Below are 20,190 nucleotides of genomic sequence, written 5' to 3' on the forward strand. Positions count from 1 at the left end.
AAAGGGCCGGAAAGCCGGAAGCAACCCGCAGCCTGAAGCAGAACTGTCCGCACATTCCGCTACTGCACAACAGGCGGTAGCAGAGTCAATCCGCGGATTCGCTCCAGCATCCAGTTTTCCTGCACATCCGGATATTCTTCGCCCACGTGCAGAGACGACACCACAGCCCGCCCGACGATAAGCCGCCCTTCGGGCGTGCGTCCTTTGCCGCCTGTCCGCACCCCCCAGACATTGTGGAACATCAAAGGGACAGAATGTCCTTCCCCGTCATCCATCGCCCCCAGATACAGCCCTATATGCCCACGCATCCAGATAAAGCTGAAGAACGGCCTTCCCTGTTGCAGGATAACGGCCTCGCGCTTTTCCGGCTTGTACGGCATCAGATCAACAAGCTGACCCGCCCGTGCCTGGACTGATGAGTTACGGGGCAACCAGATGCCGAACGGCGTAAAAAGATCGCGTAACGTTGCAGAGCAGTCGCGGTTTTCCAGAAAGCCGCCCCAACCATAGGGCTGTTGCAACATTGTATTGCCCACCATAGCTATGGCAGCGGCGGAAACGGGCAGCGGCATACGCGCAGCATGGGCATACTCCACTGTAACTTCACGGATGCCGGCGCCGCCGTCTGCACCGCGCACCGGCACACGCAGCACAAGCCCCTGCTGCGTGGCTTCACTCACAGGAAAAACAGCTCCGATATGGCCTTTGCCGTACCATGTGCCGTCACCGCCGCGCAGCGGAGTATTATCCTGCAGAATTGCCGCATAGTCGTCTGTTTTATAGGCTTTCATAAATTTATCATTCACAAAAGCCACATCGCGCGTGCGCACCCAGCCAAGCGCCACAGGCGATTCGCACAGCACCCACTCACCGTCTGACGAAGTATGCACAACCAGAACGGGCATACCTGCCCACAACGCACTGTACTGGAAATAGTCAAAGGGATAGCCTTCGCCTGCCTTGTCAGGATCGCGGAAGAACGGTTGTTCGTCCGGTGCCATCCTGAGTGATGTATTCGCTGTGATTATGGCTGGCTGCGCCATAGATGGGTAGGCATTCATATTGCTCAGGCTGCGCACCCTGCTCCACCTTTTATCAGGAACCGGCAGCAGGTTTGCCCCCCATCCGCCCCGCTTCAGGTGCGCGTTAAGATCAGCAAAGGCCTCCGCACGGGGCACGCTTGCCTTTCGCATGTCCCAGGCTGCAAAAAAACGCTGCAGATAACGTTTTGTCTGCGCTTTCTGTTCTGCCTCTGTCAGCAGCGGTGCTTCCGGCAGGGCAAGACGGCTGGCGTAATCCATAAGATTCTGCGGATACCGGCTGAAGTCTTCCACCACAGGCGGAGCAGGAAACGGGGGCTGCTCAATACGTTTGCCACAGCCCGTAAGCAACATGCTAACAACAAGCATACAGAACAGAATACGAATGCGTGCCATAAATACACTCCTGCCGACAGTACCCCCCCCGGTGCACCGCCGTAATAATCATAAAAAAAGGCCGCCCACCAGCGGACGGCCTTGCAGTACATTATAATGCCTGACGAAGACGCTGGGCCAGATAGGTATAGCGTTTTTGCATCTTATTATTCTTCACGGCAATGGCCATTGCTTTTGCCGATCCGACAAGAACAACCAGCTTTTTGCCGCGGGTGACCCCTGTATACAGTAAATTGCGCTGAAGCAGTACAAAATGCTGTGTCAGTACAGGCATAACCACTGCCGGATACTCCGACCCCTGCGACTTGTGCACTGAAATGGCATAGGCGGGCACAATTTCATCCAGCTCCGAAAATTCATACACCACATTACGCTCATCGTCGAACCGGATCGTCAGTTCCCGCTCTTCCTTATCAAGGCGGCAGATGCGACCGATGTCACCGTTGAACACATCTTTTTCGTAGTTATTCCGTATCTGCATGACCTTGTCATCCAGCCGGAATTGCTTCTCGCCGCGTTGCAGCACCAGCGACTGCGGGTTCAATGCATCCTGCAGGCGTGTATTCAGGTTGGCCGCGCCTGCCGTGCCTTTGTGCATCGGCGTGAGCACCTGAATCTCATTAATCGAATCCAGTTTAAACCGTCTCGGGATATGATTTTTCACCAGATCGACAACCATATCCACAGCCCGTTCCGGATCATCGGCACGGATAAAATAAAAATCTGTCAGCCTGTCTTTGGACGATTCCAGCGAAGGGCTTTGCCCCTGATTGATCAGGTGAGCGTTGCAGATAATTTCGCTTTCCTGCGCCTGGCGGAACACTTCTACAAGCTCGACCACGTCGACCACGCCGGATTTAATGACGTCATGCAGCACGTTGCCCGGCCCGACAGAAGGCAACTGATTGACATCACCCACAAAGACCACAGTTGCACCCAGAGGAACGGCTTTCAGCAGATGGTACATAAGCATGGTGTCCATCATGGATGCTTCGTCCACCACCAGCAGACTGCACGCCAGCGGATTATTTTCATTGCGGGAAAAACCGTCTTCGCGGGGACTGTATTCCAGCAGGCGGTGGATTGTTTTCGCCTCGCGCTTGCTGGTTTCGCTCATACGCTTGGCAGCGCGCCCCGTGGGAGCAGCCAGCAGGATGCGGGCCTTCATGGCTGCAAAAACTTTGATAATGGCATTAATGATGGTGGTCTTACCGGTACCGGGACCACCTGTCAGCACCATCACCTTGCTGCGGGCAGCCGTGCGCACCGCCTGTTCCTGCTCTTCCGCAAGGGTTATTTTCAGCTTGCTGATTACTTCGTCCACCAGCGCATCTTCATTATCTGCGCTGACAGCCTTCGGCGAGCGCAGGATTCGTTGCAGGTAGTGGGAAATACCGGATTCGTAGCGATGATACCGCGACAGATAGACCGCTTCGCCCTCTTCCAGCTCTTCCAGAATCACCCGCTCTTCCAACTGTAACGTATCAATGGCCTGATCAACCAGCGGTGCGGCTATTTCCAGCTTATCTGAAGTCTGGATAACCAGTGAATCGCGTGGATAGTATACGTGGCCTTCTTCAGTCAGCCGCATCAGCATGTACAAAAGGCCCGCTTCCGCACGCAGGTCACAATCCCGTGCAAAGCCGAGCTTCTGCGCTACAGCGTCGGCCGTAAGAAAGCCGATACCCCGTATATCCATGGCAAGGCGGTAGGGATTTTCGCGTACTACGGCCAGAGCCTGCTGACCGTAATGGCGATAGATGCGCACCGCATACGATGTGCTTACTCCATGCGGCTGCAAAAACATGATAAGATCGCGGATACCCCTGTGCTCTGCCCAGCCGTCGCGGATGCGCTCCATCAGCTTCTGGCCCACGCCTTCCACTTCCAGCATACGCTCAGGCTGTTCATCCAGCACTGTAAACGTATCTGTGCCAAAGCTTTCCACTATGCGGGCGGCCATCTTTTCGCCCACGCCTTTGATAAGGCCGGAGGAAAGATAATGCCGGATACCTTCAATCGTTGCAGGCAGCACCTGATCGAAGGTTTCCATCTGAAACTGCCTGCCGAATTTGGGATTTTCCGTCCAGTTGCCTTTCAGCACCAGTGCCACACCGGCCTGAGGGTCCACCATATGGCCCACCACGGTTACCTGATCCCGGTTGCCCTGCACCTTCAACCGGAACACCGTGTAGCCGTTTTCCTCATTATGAAAGACTACACGTTCCAGCGTGCCTACAAGTTCAATCCGTGTATCCTGTTCTTCCTGTGCGGTGGGTTGCTGCATCTCAATTCCGGTTTCGTATTACATCGGCAAAGGCCGTAGATTATAAGTTTCTGGTGGTATGGGCGGCGGGGCACATCACGTCAAGCAGAATCAGCGCTTTCGCATCAGGGGCTACCTGACAATGCCCCTGCTCGCCTGTACAAGCTCTTGCAGACCAAGCTGCACCTGAACGGTTCAGGCAGGGTAGAATATGGCCAAGGTGCTCCAGCCTGCCGTTATGGCAGCTGCATTCTCTTCTGCATCAGCAACATGTCGGCCAGTGTCAACGCCATCATGGCTTTAAGTACAGGCACCACACGCGGAATAGCGCTGATGTCGTGTCTGCCGCCCACCCGCAGGGTAACTTCTTCACCCAGTGCATTCATGGTGTGCTGTTCTTTTGCTATGGACGGAATAGGTTTGACGGCCGCGCGCGCCACCACAGTCTGGCCGGAAGAAATGCCGCCCAGAACGCCGCCGGCATGATTGCTGGCGTAGCCCTGCTGCGTCATGCTGTCATTATTAGCGCTGCCGTGCATCCGCGCAGCCTCAAAGCCGGAGCCGATTTCCACGCCTTTAACCGCGCCCACGGACATCAGGGCATATGCTATACGTGCATCAAGCTTGTCGAACACAGGCTCACCCAGACCGGCTGGTACGCCATGGGCCTCTACCTGAACAATGCCGCCCAGAGTATCACCCTGCCCTTTAATGGCACGAACCATCTCGTCCCATTGCGGAACAATGGCTTCGTCAGGTGCAAAGTATGGTCTGTGCTGCGCACCGTCCACATCTGTAAGCGGTGCAGCCATGCCGCCCAGTTCAACCGTAAATGCGTTAACATGTATGTCGTACTGTGCAAGCAAGGCAGAAGCAACAGCGCCGCCAGCCACACGCGAAAGCGTTTCCCGACCGGATGATCGTCCTCCGCCGCGGTAATCGCGTATGCCGTACTTGGCGTCATAGGCGGCATCGGCATGACCGGGACGGTACACATGCATTATATCGCCATAATCGCGGGAGCGCTGGTCAGTGTTATCCACATGAAAGGCAATGGGAGTGCCCGTTGTTTTACCTTCAAACACACCGGAAAGTAGCCTTACGGCATCCGGCTCCTTGCGGGCAGTGGCAGCCGGTCCGCCCTGCCCCGGCTTTCTGCGGTCAAGCTCTGCCTGAATCATGGCTTCGGTCAGGGCAACACCGGCCGGACAACCGTCCACCACGCCGCCAAGTCCCGCGCCGTGGGATTCTCCATAGGTAATCAGTTTGAAAAGTCGGCCAAAGGTACTGCCGCTCATGTCGCTTCTTCCTCCGAAATTTTTTCAGGCTGCCTGCTGAATCTGATGACATCCGTGCCGCAGAAAAAAGTACAGCGCCTTTTCAGCGCAGATACACCATGCAGCCTGAACACATACCTGCAAACAATGAGGTTAGGCAACAGGCTACACAACCTGACGGAGGATATATTTCCGGCAGGTACATGCCTTTACTGTGCAACACTGCAAACAACTATGACCGGAATTTGGAATACAGCCGAAAAAACGTACATCGAACAGCCGGAAACCGGCGTATCAAAAAACACTTTGGAGTAGCCGGTTCCAGCAGAAAACAGCCAAGGTAAACAAACAGGCTGGTACACAGTATACTCTGCGCACCAGCCTGCAAAATGCATAACCAAATGATTCTGGAATAACGGCTTCACACTGCACGAAAAAGCACCATGCAGTGACTCTCCGCGCATCGCTTCCGCTGCGATGTACTGCACCACGTTCCGGTAACGTCGCTTAACAGGTCTTATACAGTTTTCTACGGGCTTAACCTGAACAGCCTGATACTGTTTAACGGATGACTGTCACCGGACATTCTGCCAGTTGCAATACCCTGTGCGTCACACTGCCCAAAAGTAGGCCTTCCAGCTCGGAATGACCACGAGAGCCCATTACAATGAGGTCGCAATGGTCCATGTCTGCAGTCTCTGCAATAGCTTTATCCACGGCACCTTCCAAAACAACACAACGGGATTCTATGCCTTCGTCTTTGGCTCTGTCGCAATACGAGTGCAAAAGCACCTCTGAACGCTTCACCAAAGCCTCACGGGCCTGATCCCAGCTATCCCGCCCCAGCATAGGCGGCAGTGCCATGCGGCAATTCACAAAAAGCAAGCTGGCTCCAACCATCCGTGCAAGATCAATAGCATAGTCCACCGCTTTTTCCGAGCAGGCAGAACCGTCAACAGGAACTAAGATTTTGCGTATTTCCATAATCAGCACTCCTGCGTATATAACCGCAACCGCGTCTCACGGGTACATGTCTGCAATAGCGCTCTGACGGGGTCAGCCTACGCAGTTTTTCTGCATAGCCTGCTGCAGACAAAAAAAGGCTGACAGAAGTCCACCACTTATTTCGGCGACAATAAAACGAGCCGACACGGTGGAATCAGACCTGACAGCCATAATAGCGCAGTACGTATATTGAGTACAGCATTTCTCCCGCATCGCCCTTATTTTCCAGAAGAACCATAATAAACAAAATCGTTCGGACGAAACGAAACAACGCGTTACGGGCGATGATTGCGGGCAATTTCAACAATCGTAGAAGCAACGTTTTCCGGAGAGTGCGTAGCATTTACAATATGGTGTGCCGCGTCGCGGTACAAAGGCTCACGCTGCGCCAACACAGCTTCCACTTCATCTACGGGAGAGTCTCCTGTCAGTGAGGGACGCTGTGAAGCGATAAGCTCTTTTGAAAGTCGCTCTGCAAGTATGGAGGCTGGTACATACAAATATACAACAAGACCGCTGGAACGCATCAGTATGCGGTTCACGGAACGCAGCACCATTCCCCCTCCGGTGGCTATGACGGCTTTTTCAGCCCCACAGCTCTCTGCCAGCGCGCCGGATTCAACATCTCTGAAAGCTTCCCAGCCTTCCTGTTCCACCATGTCTGCTATGGACTTTCCGGTTTTGCTTTGAATGGCCTCATCCACATCCACAACGGACCAGCCCAGTTTTTCAGCCAGAATGCGCGCCACTGTTGTTTTGCCGCATGCGCGTGCTCCGACCAGAAAAATCCGTTTCATTTGTCCTCCCCACAAGACGCATTTGAAACAATTGTAAAAAAATTTTCCCCAAGGCCAGCAAACTCTCCGTTGGCATTGTTAACAAGCTGCCATGCCACATGCACTAGTGACAAAGTCAAAAGAATTTAAGCCCCTTTGCATACACGCAAATCATGCAAAGGCTGAAAACCTAACAGTTACACAAGTTACGTTCAACATTTTTACCCGGCAACAGCAAACAAAGTGTGCGCCTTTCAAAATCAACGAGTAATGCTATCAGCAATTCATGCGTTCCAGAATACAGTAATACTATCATACATTGAAAATTCTGTAACTCAGATGAAAATATTTTTTAATCAGCAAATTGTCCTGTCGTGACAGCACCTAACCATAAAATACTGTAATCTCACGATTGAAAGATTATTGACAATAAATATTCGCACGTTACGCTATACCCTGAGCATGCTGACCTGAAAGAGGCACATCGTAGTCCAACCAATCCGGCGGGAACACATGATGAATTTTTTCCAGACTCCGAAAGCAGGCATTTCTTCCGGATTACCGATACTGTACACGGTTGCCGTCACACAGTTTATCATGCCGTTCATGTTTTCAGCCGTCGCTGTCACATTGCCTGTGATGGGAAGTGAGTTCGGCGCCGGGGCCACCGCACTGGGGCTGGTCGAGTCCATATATCTGGCGGCAACCGGCGCGTTGCTGCTGCCTTTCGGCAGACTGGCCGACATGGCGGGACATGCTCCGATTTTTCGTCTGGGGGTGCTTTTTTACACCATCTCCACACTACTTCTCAGCTTTACCCACGACATGACCACTTTTATTCTGCTGCGCTTTGTTCAGGGAACAGGAGCCGCCATGACCATGGCATCCAATATGGCACTGCTGACCAAGGCCATCCCCCGCAAAGAACGCGGCAGAGCCATGGGCATAGCTGTGGCATGTGTATATCTGGGGTTGTCTGCCGGTCCCTTTATCGGCGGTGCCATTGCAACGCATATAGGATGGCGCTGGCTGTATATTCTGGGCACTCCGCCTCTGGCACTGGCCTATCTGCTGGCACGGCGCACCCTGACCGACGGCTGGCAGCGCATAACCGAAAAATACGACTGGGCAGGAGCCTTTCTGTCTATTCTGGCTGTAGCGCTGGCTGTTTTCGGCGGTCCGCGCCTGCGCGACGGGGTTGAAGGGCAGCTTGCCCTTGCTGCCAGCGTTGTTTGCGGCGCGCTTTTTCTGATGGTGGAGTCCCGCACCCCGAAGCCTCTTCTGGACCTTTCTTTACTGCGCCGTAACCGGACATTCACCTTTGCAACGGCAGCGCAGTTCATCAACTATGCAGCCACATTCGGCATAACCTTTCTGTTCAGCCTGTATTTGCAGAGCAGCCGCGGCATGACACCGCAGGAGGCCGGTACAATTCTTCTGATGCAGCCGCTGGTGCAGACTGTTCTTTCACCCCTGTGCGGACGGCTGGCAGACACCCTGCCGGCGCATCGCATTGCCACTGCCGGTATGGCATGCTGTACGCTGGGCACGTTGCTTGCGGCCATGACGGATGCCGCAACCCCCATATCCGCCATGCTGGTCATGTTTGTGGTACTGGGCATAGGGTTTGCCCTTTTTGCCTCACCCAACATGAGCATCATCATGGGCAGTATGGATAAATCTCACTACGGCATTGCCTCTGCCATGGCTGCCAGCATGCGCACTCTGGGTATGGTGCTCAGCATGGTGCTGGTAACAGCCGCCATGTCTGTACACATGGGAAACGCGGTAGTAACTCTTGCCAATACGGATAATTTTCTGGCAGCCATGCGCTGGTCTTTTGCCATCTTTGCCGCCCTTGGCGGATTCGGAGTGGCGTTATCACTGTTTGCCACCCTTTCTCCTGCATCGGATAATGAGTAATTTCCGCTTTTCATGAGGATCGCGACGCTTTTTTTTTGACAGCGACGTACCCTACCGCATATGGTCTCGTCTTATCGTTTTCACCTTTATTAATTCGGAGGACGCCGAAGGCCATGTACGAATTTCCACGCATGCACAGACTGCCCCCCTACGTTTTTTCCGTAGTGGGCGAACTGAAGATGCAGCTACGTCGTCAGAACGTGGACATAGTGGACATGGGTATGGGAAACCCAGACATGCCCACACCGCAACATATTGTCGACAAGCTGAACGAAGCCGCGGCCAAGGGCGTCAATCACCGTTACTCCGTGTCGAAGGGTATTCCGAACCTGCGTAAAGCCATCTGCGACTGGTACATGCGCAAGTTTGATGTTTACCTCGACCCTGACAAAGAAGCCGTGGTTACCATGGGAGCCAAGGAAGGCCTTTCGCACCTTGCTCTTGCCATGCTGTCGCCCGGCGACGTGGTGTTTGCGCCCGATCCGACGTACCCTATCCACACGTACGCGGCGATCATCGCGGGTGCGGACGTACGTCGTATTCCCATCGGCAAAGGGCGCGACTTTTTTGAAGACCTGCTTGAGGCTACCCGCCAGACATGGCCGCAGCCCAAGCTGCTGATGCTCAGCTATCCCCACAACCCCACCACCGAGCTGGCTACGCTGGAATTTTTCCAGAAGGTTGTGGACTTTGCAAAAGAGCACAAAATGTACGTAGTGCACGACATGGCCTACGCCGACCTTGTCTTTGACGGTTACGAGCCGCCCAGCTTCATGCAGGCGGAAGGAGCCAAAGACGTAGGCGTAGAGTTTTATTCCATGTCCAAAAGCTACTCCATGGCAGGATGGCGTGTGGGCTTCTGCGTGGGTAACAGAGAAATGGTGCACGCACTGACCCGAATCAAGTCATACCTTGATTACGGCATCTTCCAGCCCATCCAGATTGCTGCCACCGTAGGCCTGAACGGCCCCGAGGACTGTGTTAAGGAAATCGTGGATACCTATCGCCAGCGCCGTGACGTGCTGTGCGAGGGGCTGAACCGCGTAGGCTGGGACATCACCCCGCCTAAAGCCACCATGTTTGCATGGGCTGAAATTCCTGAACAGTTCCGTCATATGGGCTCGGTCGAGTTTTCCAAACTGCTGCTGAAAGAAGGCGGCGTAGCAGTATCGCCCGGCCTTGGCTTCGGCCACTTCGGCGACAACCACGTCCGCTTTGCTCTCATTGAAAACCCGCATCGCATCAAACAGGCGATAAAGGGAATTAAACGAGTACTATCAGGGAGTTCCTGTGGCTAGCGATAAACGACTCGTGCTTGGCGTAGCCGGATTCGGCACGGTGGGCACGGGCCTTGCCTCAATACTTGAAGAAAACCGCGACTGGATTATCGAACGTACCGGCCGTGAAATCGTTATCAAAACGATTCTGGTTCGTGATGTATCGAAAAAAAGAACGGCTGATCTGCCTGCGGGCGCCACTCTTACCGCTGATCCGCAAGAGCTGCTGAACGATCCGGATATCGACGTACTGGTTGAGCTGATGGGCGGCATAGAAGCCCCCAAAGAGCTTATCCTTAAGGCTCTGAACGCAAAAATGCACGTTGTAACCGCCAACAAGGCACTGCTGGCGGAAGAAGGGTTCGAGCTGTTCCGCGCCGCGCAGGAAAACAATGTGGGCCTGTACTACGAAGCCAGCGTCTGCGGTGGTATTCCGATCGTGCAGACTCTGCGCGAAAGCCTTGCCGGTAACAAGGTCAACTCACTTGTGGGCATTCTTAACGGTACGGCCAACTACATCCTGTCCGAGATGACCACAAACGGGCTGGACTTTGCCACTGCGCTTTCGCAGGCGCAGGAGCTGGGCTTTGCCGAAGCGGACCCCACGCTGGACATCGAAGGCTTTGACGCCGCGCACAAGCTGTGCCTGCTTATCCGGCTGGCATTCGGTAAGGATTATCCTTTCGCCAAGCTGCCTGTGCAGGGCATTTCCAAAGTCGATCCCATGGACATCGAGTTTGCCCGCGAATTCGGCTACCGCCTGAAATTGCTGGGTGAAGTGCGCAACGTGGACGGAAAGCTGGAGGCCGGTGTGTTCCCCATGCTGGTGCATCACACCTACCTGATAGCCCGCGTCGGCGGTGCCTATAACGCGGTACGCATGGAAGGCAACGCAGTGGGCCCTGTGTTCCTGCATGGTCTTGGCGCAGGTGCAAAGCCCACCGGCAGCGCTGTTCTTGGCGACATCATGGCTGTTGCGCGTGACTGTGCGCCCAACAACACCGGTTTTGTGGCACAGGTGCCTGATGCGGCGGAAATCATGCCGCCTCAGGATTCTGAATCATGCTACTACTTCCGTGTCATGGTGCCCGACCAGCCCGGCGTGCTGCGTGATCTTGCAGGAGCCATGGCGAAGCAAGGTATATCCATTGCTCAGGCAACCCAGAAGGGGCAAGACCCCATCGGCGTGCCCATTGTGTTTATGACGCATGAAGCAAAAGCAAGCGATGTGCAGGCTGCACTGGATGATCTGCAAAAGGCCGGTCTGTTGCTGGCAGAGCCCGTACACTACCGGATCCTGTAATGCGTAAAGTTATCGTGGCCATAGCCGACGGCATGGGCGACCTACCATGCCCGTCCGGCGGGAATAGCCCGCTGCAACAGGCTGCCACTCCGACACTAGACTCTATGGCCCGTCACGCAGTGACGGGCCTTTGTCACACTATTCCCCCCATGCAGCCCGCCGGAACAGAAACCGGCCTGCCTGCCCTGATGGGGTATTCTCCCGAAAAATACAAACTGCCGCGCGGCCCGCTGGAGGCTTTGGGGTACGGCATTTCGCTGGATGCCGACAGCGTCGTCTGGCGGCTTAATATCGTTTCTATTGATGAACACAGCCTGTTGCATGATTTTTCTGCAGGCCACATAGACAACGAGCTTGCTTTGCCTCTTTTCAGACGGGCGCAGGCACTAGCACATGAGTCCCTCTTCTGCGTGCAGGGAACATCCTTCAGGCATCTGCTCGTCCAGCGGCACAACAACCCTGATGAAGCATGCGCCCTGAAAATACCGGCTCCGCATGAGTCACACGGTACACCGCTCCGAGACTTTTTACGCTGCCTGCAATCGGAACCCGACCTGCAACGCCTTATCACAGGCTGCCTGACTATGCCTGAAAGCATTGCTCCTGACGGAAAGCGGTTAATGCTCTGGCCGTGGGGGCAGGGAAGCAAGCCAACATTGCCGCCATTTGAAGAACTGCATGGCCGAACAGCCGCCATGGTTGCCGGTATCCCGCTGGCAAAGGGCATTGCCGTTGCCACCGGTATGTCCACACCGGATATTATAGGTTGTACCGGCGATGAGCACACATGTTACCGCACCAAAGCCGAAATTGCGGCAAGTCTGTTACAGACTCATGAGACTGTCTTTGTTCATCTGGAAGCCACAGACCTGTGCGGACACAGACAACACTTTGACGACAAGTGCCGTGCCATCGAGCGCTTTGACAGCGAAATCCTGCACCCGCTGAAACAGGCCTGCCCCGATGCGGTCTTCGTCGTGACCTGCGACCACCTGACGCCGGTGCAGACTGGCAGGCACCACTGCGGGCCTGTGCCGTTTATGCTGCATGACACCAGCCTGCCCGATGTTTGCGGAAAGCACTTTTGCGAAAAAACAGCCGCCCTGAGCGGTCTGATTATACCCAGCGGCCCCGCACTGCTGCACCTTGCGCTGACGCAAGGAGCCTGAAAACGCCACCGCCTTTGCTGCTTCAAGTAGCCTGACGGCGATGTCTCCACTTCCGGCAAAGTCCCCCCCCCGCTGCAAGAAGCAATCTGACGGCCTGAGCAGCCCCCCATCCCAAGCCCCCAGCGAATCATTCCAAACACACAAGTTCATGGTGGCACCAGCAAGCTGTAGCCGCACTGCCTGTTTTGGCGCAAGCCTGAAAAACTCGTCCGCACCAGTTTTATGGTTATCGGGCAGCGAGATGCACTTATTGCTAAAAATTACAGCATCCTCAAACCTAAAAAAAAGCCCACAGCTTCACAAGACGGAAAAACACCCCACTGCCTGCTACGCTTTTGTGGGCATGATAAAAGCCCCGATAGAAGTATCTACCGGGGCTGAATGAAGTCAAAAGAACAACTCAGTATCTGCAGTGCCGCTCCGCAAGCCGGAACGCCGCATAATGACTGTCGTTTAAGTGCTTATTCTTCCACCTTGGGAATCAACAGATACACGTCACCCTTTGCCGCAAGATGACCGGCTATAAACTCCGCCTGCTCTCCGCTGCCGCTGAACAGATCTATACGATGCTCTTTAATGGCGCCGCCTGTGTCCTGTGCCAGACCAAACCCGCCGAAAGGCACCTCGACATAACTTTTACCGCTCTGTGCTTGTTGTTCCGGTGTGGCAGGCAGCGGGCGGGGTACTGTAAACAGCATGGCACTGCCTAACGGCAATGTGTTACGGTCAGTGGCAAGGCTGGCCCATGGCGTCAGCACCTGATTAATGCTGCCGTAGGGACCATCGTCTGAAATACGAAAGAACACATAGCTGGGATTTGTATTCAGCAGTTCGCGCTCTTCTTCAGGGTGAGCATCAAGATATGCCCGGATAGATTGCATGGATATACCATCCTGCGGCAGTAAGCCGCGCTCTTTCATCACCCTTCCAAGCGATACATATTCCCTGCCGTTCTTCCCTGCATAGAGCACATGCTTTTCGCTGCCGTCCGGCATGATAAGCCTGCCGGAACCCTGCACCTGCAAAAAGAAAATATCCGCAAGATCCTGCACCCATGCGACTTCCAGCCCCCGACCTTGCAGAGCCTTTTTCGAGTCGATGGCCTCGCGGTCAAAATACGGGAGAATTTCATCCCCCTCAATGCGATAGGTCAGCACCTCCCCCTTCCAGCGGGGGTGAAACTGCTCCAGCCGTACGGTTTTCAGGTCTGCAGGCTTGCCATAAATAGGAAACGGATACGCAGCCGTGCGCTCAGGAGATGCGTGGATGTACGGCTCATAATAGCCGGTAAACAGAGGCTGCGGCTCTAGCCGCAATAACGTGAAGTATTGCGCCAGCAGTTCCGGCTCCGCATCCAGACGCGGCAACAGCCCGAGCAGCAAATGCAGGGTGGACTCCAACTGGCCCCACGTAATCTTCCGGCCATACTTATCAAGAGCCAGACCATCTGCGGGACGACGCGTTACATAAGCAAGACTCCGCTCCACGGCAGGCTGCAGATCGGCCCAGGACGTTACCCCCTGAGCTTTGATATCCAGCAGGCGCACTACCTTTTGCGCTTCTGCAGTCTCTAACGGGCGAAACATCGGTTCCAGTTGCGGCTCGGGCTTCGGCGCACAGCCACCGATAACCAGAACAGTCAGGCAGCTGCAAACAGCCAGCCACCGCAACGTGCTACGAAATAAAAACAATCGGGGAAATTCAACACGTTTATTCACAAACAACCTCAGTCTTCTCAAAGTGATTCAATTGTATCGATCAGATTCGATGCAGCCCCATACAACGGTTCCACCAACCCCGCGAACCCGCTGCCTGCAAAAAATCAAATACTCCTGCCATATGGGATGTTACCTATTATACTAGCATTCAGGCAGGCCATAGCAGAACAGGCAATCTGCACCCGCGCAGCCAAGGATATCGACAATGCAAGTAAAATTAAGTTTTCAGTCAATGGCTATACGTATCATTCTGCTTATCACAGCGGCGTTAGTCCTTCAGACAGGCTTTTTCCTTGCTTATTCAACATGGAGCCTGAACAACTTTGCACAGTCTGAAGGCGAACGCTTTCGCGCAGCAGAGACAGAAAAAGTCAAAACGCAGCTGCGCACTATGGTCAGCGTGGCTGAAAGTACACTGAAAAGCTATTACGAACGCTCTGCCGACATGGAGCTGCTAAAAAAAGAAGCTGCAGCACCTCTCAAGCGTCTGGTTGATACCACATCTTCGCAACTACACCAGCATTACCTGAAAAATGAACGCATTTTACCAGAAACTTCGTTGCGGTCCGACCTGTTATCCATGGTGCGGGGCATCCGTTACGACGAAGACAATTACTTTTTCATCTTCAACGAAACAGGCACGGTTCTCGCCCATCCCAGTCCTTCGATTGAAGGCCGCAGCCTGTACGACATGCAGGACAAAAACGGCGTCTATCTCTTTCGCGAAATGATAAAAGTGGCCCAGCAGCATGGCGAAGGCAGTGTAGCCTATGTGTGGCCCAAAACCAAAGGGGCCGAGGCCACACCTAAAATTTCATGGGTACGCATGTTGCCGGAACTGGGGTGGATTATTGGCACCGGTGCATGGATTGACGACCAGAGTGCACGCCTGCAACAGGAGGCCATTCAGGCCGTGGCTGGAAAGGTTCTGGAAGACGGCAATTACTTCTGGATACATGATTTTTCGCTGCACATGATTCGCAACCCGTTGCGTCCCGACCTCGACGGAAAAGATGTATCCGGCGTAAAGGACAAACGCGGAAAGCTGATCTTCAAAGCAATGGAAGAAGCTGTAAAAGATACAGGCGAAGGATATGTTGATTATTGGTGGCCCAAACCGGACGAACAGGGCGATTTTCCCAAAATATCTTACGTACGGTTGTTCAAGCCGTGGGGGTGGGTTCTCGGACTGGGCGTATATACGGATGCCATCGATACAGCCGTAGCGGCAGAACGCAATTCTTTACTCTCCCAAGCCGCAGAACTTCGCTTTGATACTTTTCTGATCTCCGCTGTATTTCTGCTGTTCATGCTTGTCATCAGCATAATTCTTATCCGTGTGAACCTTTCTGCTCCGCTTTCCGCCTTACTGAAATATACAGGCACAGTGGCAGACGGTAATCTTGATGCAGAGCCAGACAGCAAGTTCCGGGGCGAACTGGCAGAACTGCGCAATGACCTTATCCGCATGGTGCAAAGCCTTAAGGAAAAAATTGGAGAGGCTGCAGCGCTGGCAAAAAAAAGTGAAGCAGAAAGCGAGCGGGCGCGACAAGCGGTAGAAGAAGCGGAACAGGCACGCCATATGGCAGATCAGGCACGCCGCACGGCTTTGAACGATGCAGCGGACTCTCTGGAAGGTGCTGTGGAAGAGTTGGCCATGACTTCTGAAGGTTTTTCGCACCAGATAGATGAAGTAGCCCGCAGTGCTCAGATTCAATCAGACAAGTTGAGCCAGACTGCTGATGCCATGGAGCAGATGAACAACAGTGTCGACAGAGTCGTTAACAATGCCGGTCATGCGCATGAGGCTACCGCCGGAAGCAGAGATACGGCAGCACAAGGGGCTGACATTGTAAAATATTCCGTGGCAGCCATGGAAAACGTTCAAAAGCTGGCAGAAACACTTAAAAACGACATGCTCGCACTGGGAGATCAGACAGAGTCCATAGGAAAAATCATGTCGGTAATTAACGACATTGCAGACCAGACAAATCTGCTGGCGCTGAACGCCGCCATCGAAGCGGCCCGGGCAGGCGATGCAGGACGGGGTTTTGCAGTAGTCGCAGATGAAGTGCGTAAGCTTGCAGAAAAGACCATGAGCGCTACAGGCGAAGTGGGAGGAGCAATTAGCGCCATCCAGCAAGCCACGACAAATAATATGGAAAACGCACAGCAAGCTGCGGAGGCAATCAGCAGCGCTACCCTGCTGGTTCAGGAATCCGGCGAGGCTCTTGCCCGTATCGTGACACAGTCCGGCGAAGCAGCCAGTCAAGTGGATTCCATTAATGCAGCAACGGCAGAGCAAGCCCATGCCTGCAACGAGATTACTTCCGCCGTGGATGAAGTTACACGCATCGCCGCAGAAACGGCCATGGGAATGGATTCCGCCCGCGAAGCAATCTTACGTCTGACCAGTCTCAGCGAATCACTTACAGACATGGTGAGAAAGCTGAGAACATGACATAATCGTGCCGTGCCTTCCTGCGGTATTCGACTGAATGTATCAGACAGGCACGGCTCTTTCGCTCATTCCTGAAATATTCCGCACCGTCATGCACTTTTTGCCTGTACCGTCAGGATGGGCTATGGTGCTTTTTTTCCAATACTTCACCTGATCTTCCGGAGATTATATAATGAGCGACTTTCCTACTCCCGAAACGTGGCTTGCCCATCGTATTTCATATGGTGAAACAGATACCATGGGCGTGGTGTATTACGCCGAGTATCTGCACTTTTTCGAACGTGCCCGCAGCGAGTTTATCCGTGAACGCGGTATGAGCTATAAGGAAGTGGAAGAAAAAGATATTCAGCTGCCCGTGCGGGAAGCAAACTGTCGTTACCGCCGCCCTGCAAGGTTTGACGGCCTTATCAAAATACGCGCAGGCATTACGGAATGGAGCCGCGCGTCATTGACGTTTGTTTACGAAATCTGGAACGAAGATAAGACCACATTGCTGTGTACCGGCTCGACTCAACATGCCTGTGTGAGCTCTAAAGGACGGCCGGTTGCAGTGCCTGAGTGGTTGAAAAATCTTTTTACCGCGTAACCGGTTCTGCTCTTTATTTTGGACATGCGAACAGCCTGTTTCTATGTTTGACCGGCAGCAACCCCGTATAGGGGAGGACCTTGACGACCTCCCTCGAAGAGAGGATTGCCTTTTTGTCGCGGCACTGCCGGATAGAGAGCTGCGGGATGTGCCTGCCGGTGAGCACTCCATGAGTCTGCGACGGGTCTTGGGCGTGGAATATGCCGGCGTGCAGGAACGCGGAAAGTCCGTGAGCTGGGGCGGCTGGGAAGCGGCATGTGGCCTGCTGTATGGCGGACTTTGAAGAAGGGTTGGACACGGACGCATCCAGCGCGGAGATGCGCGTAGTGGGTATGTACTTGCTGTTCGTCTGACAACCTGCTTTCTATCCGCACCCCGGCCATTGCTACCTGACAGAAAGCATTCGCCATATCTGGCAACCAAGACCATTCAGCCAACAAAAAGATTCTAACGACAGATTACGAAGCTCTTATCTGGCTGAGAAGTCCTGATTTCAAGTCAGACAGGCTGCATTCCGGCTTTATCCGATAAGCCGGAATGGCAGAAGGCAACCCCTAACCATCGCGGTCAGATTGCATAGTATTCCATCATGTTATTGACGTAACAGCCCACCCTGCTTATTGTCCCCTCCATCATGCTTCTCGATATCCATACTCACGCGTTTCATCCAAAGATTGCTCACAAAGCCCTCGCGCACCTTCAAGGCCACTACGGTATTCCGCCTGTAGGTTCCGGCCTGCTGGAAGACCTTGATTCTACCATCCGCAAAGCAGGGCTGGACGGTTATGTGGTGCATACGGCGGCTACTGCGGCAGCTCAGGTTGTTCCTGCCAACAATTTTGCCATGGCGCTCAGCGAAAGCTGCCCGCGTGCCATTGCCTTCGGCAGTGTCCATCCGGATTATGAAGAGTGGGAAGCACAGCTTAGGCGGCTTAAATCTCATGGAATTCGCGGCATCAAGCTGCATCCGGAATTCCAGAATGTATGGTTGACCGACCCCAGACTGGAGCCCATTTTTGAAGCAATCGGCGATACGTTCATCGTGATGTGCCATATGGGCGATGACCTGCCGCCAGATCAGAACCATTCATGCCCGTTTAAACTGGCTGCACTGGTGAAAAAATTCCCCAAAGTGCAGTTCATCGCTGCGCACCTTGGCGGCTACCGGCACTGGAAATATGCGCTGGATGTTCTGGCAGGGACAAGCGTCTACATGGATACCTCAAGCTCGTTGCAGTATATCGACGATGAGACTCTTCAGGCGTTGTGGCGCAAGCACCCGCGCGAAAAATTTCTCTTCGGCAGTGACTGGCCTCTTTTCGACCCTGCAGACGAAATGAAGTTGTTGTCAAAACGCCTGAAACTTTCAGACAGCGATCTTTCGGACCTGCTCAGTAACGGAGCAAAGGCACTGGGATTATAAAAATTAATTCTGCTCATCAAAAAAGCACCGGATTGAATCAGTCCGGTGCTTTTATTTTTCGATATACCGTCTGCTGACAGAAACGACACAGCGTATAAGCCACAGCTACTGCCGCATCTGCTTCTCAGGCAGCTACGTTCACCGCGCAAGACAGCTTAAGACCTGCAACAGAAGTGCATAGCGCCTCATCAAGGCGACAATACAGGCTGCCCGCTACATGGTTCGGCGTGCTAGCCGAAAAGCTTTTCGGGGGGGCGCCGTTCCGGCACGACCTGATGCTCAATGGTTTCGTCGTTCCACTCTTTAGTAACATACAAACCGCAGAAGCATGCGCCGAATTCTTCCATATCAGGGTCGCGGTACACACAAGGGCAGATAATATCCCTGTCTGCTTCGTATTCGCCAATGGCAAGGCGACACGGACACGCCATGTAGCCGTAGCGTTCCTTGGTAGCCAGCAGGCTTTCCATCAAAGGCATGGTCATGCCCATGTCTTTGTTAAAGTAATAGCCTTTGGGTTCCTGAAATTTCTTCAGCATTTCAAACAGCTGTTCAGGGGGCATGGTCTTGCTCATAAGTCCAGAGCCTCCTCGATCTGGTCTTTGTGGAACCCGACAATCACGGCACCGCCGTTATTGACTACTAATGTAGGAAAGGAAAGCTTGGGGTTATGCTTTTTGATGGTGGAAATCGTATCGCTACGCTCTTCACCAGCCAGCATGTCTACATACACACACTCGAAAGCAATCTCGTTTTCCTCAAGGAACTCTTTGCACTTTTTACAGTGTATGCACGTGGACAGCGCATACAGTTGCACATTGCTTTTGTCAGCCATGACGCTTCCTTTTCTGAGAGGGTTAGTTTCTTTTTCTGCATACCAAGGAGAGCCTTGGTTGACAATGCAAAGCGGCGGATAATCAGTCCAGAAAGTTCGCAAGTTCGCGTGCAACCATGCGGATACATTCATCCTGATCATAGGCTGTCATCTCGCCCCAGCCTTCATGGCCGGGACGCGAAAGAACAAACCGTTCGCCATCTTTAAGGGCAGCCTCAAGGGCCTCTTTTCCGCCGGCAAGCGGCACTATCTGCACCCTGTGCCGGACAAGCAGCACAGGCTTTTCACCGTTTTTTTCCGGCAGAGTAATCAGCAGCCCTTCATCTGACAACATAGCTGTAAAACGGCGGGAAGCGGGTAATGCCTCGCGCATATCTTCGGCAGCCTGCAAAACCGGACGCAGCCGCTGCAGACTCATTTCGCGAAGAAGTTTTACAGTTTCTTCCGGCGCTTTCTGCCGTTCATGTTTACGGCGGAGTTCTTCTTCCAGCAAAAGACGCGGAGGTTTACGTTCCTGCAACCACGCTCGTACCAGCCAGACCACGGCAATTAGAAATATAACACCCAGCAACAGGTTGATATACATTGAGCCTCCGGTTTCCTGTTATTTTTCAAATATAACGTGAAAGGATTCGATTTTCCAGTGGCATGATTTTGTATCAGGGGTTGACATCTTTCTGTAACTCTCTCTATGGATTAGACTCGCAGTACCCGAAAAAGGGTCTGTCTCAGCAT

At 53.6% G+C, this 20,190-nt stretch carries 17 protein-coding genes; 8 read left to right on the top strand and 9 right to left on the bottom strand.

Translation table 11 applies throughout. From position 1 onward, the window contains the following. Positions 1–59: 59 nt before the first annotated feature. From ACK5LI_RS14850 to aroL, 5 genes are all read right to left on the bottom strand, one after another. Positions 60–1,436: an NlpC/P60 family N-terminal domain-containing protein gene (locus ACK5LI_RS14850; RefSeq protein WP_416950770.1), complete on the bottom strand. Its 1,377-nt coding sequence runs from the start codon at positions 1,434–1,436 to the stop codon at positions 60–62. A 91-nt stretch (positions 1,437–1,527) separates the two neighbouring features. Then, complete coding sequence (locus ACK5LI_RS14855) at positions 1,528–3,723, bottom strand: ATP-dependent RecD-like DNA helicase (RefSeq protein ID WP_416950772.1); 2,196 nt, start codon at positions 3,721–3,723, stop codon at positions 1,528–1,530. Between the two features lie 215 nt (positions 3,724–3,938). Continuing rightward, positions 3,939–5,000, bottom strand: a complete 1,062-nt coding sequence (gene aroC / locus ACK5LI_RS14860) for a chorismate synthase (protein WP_416950774.1) — start codon at positions 4,998–5,000, stop codon at positions 3,939–3,941. Between the two features lie 540 nt (positions 5,001–5,540). Then, complete coding sequence (locus ACK5LI_RS14865) at positions 5,541–5,963, bottom strand: universal stress protein (protein WP_416950776.1); 423 nt, start codon at positions 5,961–5,963, stop codon at positions 5,541–5,543. Positions 5,964–6,259: 296 nt separating this feature from the next. Beyond that, positions 6,260–6,781, bottom strand: a complete 522-nt coding sequence (gene aroL, locus ACK5LI_RS14870; RefSeq protein ID WP_416950778.1) for a shikimate kinase AroL — start codon at positions 6,779–6,781, stop codon at positions 6,260–6,262. Between the two features lie 492 nt (positions 6,782–7,273). Here aroL and ACK5LI_RS14875 point away from each other — a divergent pair, with 492 nt between their 5' ends. From ACK5LI_RS14875 to ACK5LI_RS14890, 4 genes are all read left to right on the top strand, one after another. Continuing rightward, the gene (locus tag ACK5LI_RS14875) at positions 7,274–8,683 is read left to right on the top strand and encodes an MFS transporter (protein ID WP_416950780.1); all 1,410 of its coding nucleotides are present in this window, start codon (positions 7,274–7,276) and stop codon (positions 8,681–8,683) included. Positions 8,684–8,796: 113 nt separating this feature from the next. After that, positions 8,797–9,981, top strand: coding sequence for an aminotransferase class I/II-fold pyridoxal phosphate-dependent enzyme (locus ACK5LI_RS14880; protein WP_416950782.1), 1,185 nt, complete (start codon positions 8,797–8,799; stop codon positions 9,979–9,981). Next, positions 9,974–11,263 carry a homoserine dehydrogenase gene (locus ACK5LI_RS14885; protein WP_416950784.1) on the top strand — a complete coding sequence of 430 codons (1,290 nt, stop codon included), beginning with the start codon at positions 9,974–9,976 and terminating at the stop codon, positions 11,261–11,263. The genes ACK5LI_RS14880 and ACK5LI_RS14885 overlap by 8 nt, the downstream gene beginning before the upstream one ends. Continuing rightward, the gene (locus ACK5LI_RS14890; protein ID WP_416950786.1) at positions 11,263–12,432 is read left to right on the top strand and encodes an alkaline phosphatase family protein; all 1,170 of its coding nucleotides are present in this window, start codon (positions 11,263–11,265) and stop codon (positions 12,430–12,432) included. Before ACK5LI_RS14885 ends, ACK5LI_RS14890 begins: the two co-directional genes overlap by 1 nt. Before the next feature lie 461 nt (positions 12,433–12,893). Here ACK5LI_RS14890 and ACK5LI_RS14895 read toward each other — a convergent pair whose 3' ends face one another. Then, entirely contained in the window at positions 12,894–14,150 is a 1,257-nt protein-coding gene (locus tag ACK5LI_RS14895; protein WP_416950788.1) for a murein transglycosylase A, read from the bottom strand. A 205-nt stretch (positions 14,151–14,355) separates the two neighbouring features. On the opposite strand from ACK5LI_RS14895, the gene ACK5LI_RS14900 reads away from it, so the two are divergent. From ACK5LI_RS14900 to ACK5LI_RS14915, 4 genes are all read left to right on the top strand, one after another. Further along, on the top strand, positions 14,356–16,611 hold the full coding sequence (locus tag ACK5LI_RS14900) for a methyl-accepting chemotaxis protein (protein WP_416950790.1): 2,256 nt from the start codon (positions 14,356–14,358) through the stop codon (positions 16,609–16,611). A gap of 172 nt (positions 16,612–16,783) precedes the next feature. Further along, a complete protein-coding gene (locus tag ACK5LI_RS14905) occupies positions 16,784–17,197 on the top strand; it encodes an acyl-CoA thioesterase (protein ID WP_416950791.1) in 414 nt (137 codons plus the stop codon). A 43-nt stretch (positions 17,198–17,240) separates the two neighbouring features. After that, entirely contained in the window at positions 17,241–17,480 is a 240-nt protein-coding gene (locus ACK5LI_RS14910) for a hypothetical protein (RefSeq protein ID WP_416950793.1), read from the top strand. Between the two features lie 351 nt (positions 17,481–17,831). Continuing rightward, positions 17,832–18,620 (top strand): amidohydrolase family protein, encoded by a 789-nt coding sequence (locus ACK5LI_RS14915; protein ID WP_416950795.1) that lies wholly within the window; start codon positions 17,832–17,834, stop codon positions 18,618–18,620. Between the two features lie 230 nt (positions 18,621–18,850). On the opposite strand, the gene ACK5LI_RS14920 is transcribed toward ACK5LI_RS14915, so the two are convergent. The 3 genes from ACK5LI_RS14920 to ACK5LI_RS14930 all read right to left on the bottom strand — a co-directional run bounded on the left by ACK5LI_RS14920 (position 18,851) and on the right by ACK5LI_RS14930 (position 20,041). Then, positions 18,851–19,183 carry a ferredoxin-thioredoxin reductase catalytic domain-containing protein gene (locus ACK5LI_RS14920; RefSeq protein WP_416950868.1) on the bottom strand — a complete coding sequence of 111 codons (333 nt, stop codon included), beginning with the start codon at positions 19,181–19,183 and terminating at the stop codon, positions 18,851–18,853. Positions 19,184–19,191: 8 nt separating this feature from the next. Beyond that, positions 19,192–19,455: a glutaredoxin family protein gene (locus ACK5LI_RS14925; protein WP_416950797.1), complete on the bottom strand. Its 264-nt coding sequence runs from the start codon at positions 19,453–19,455 to the stop codon at positions 19,192–19,194. 82 nt (positions 19,456–19,537) lie between these two features. Further along, positions 19,538–20,041, bottom strand: a complete 504-nt coding sequence (locus ACK5LI_RS14930) for a hypothetical protein (RefSeq protein ID WP_416950799.1) — start codon at positions 20,039–20,041, stop codon at positions 19,538–19,540. Between the last annotated feature and the right edge of the window lie 149 nt (positions 20,042–20,190).

Source organism: Oleidesulfovibrio sp., from assembly GCF_047973035.1.
In the GTDB taxonomy this organism is placed as follows: Bacteria; Desulfobacterota; Desulfovibrionia; order Desulfovibrionales; family Desulfovibrionaceae; genus Oleidesulfovibrio.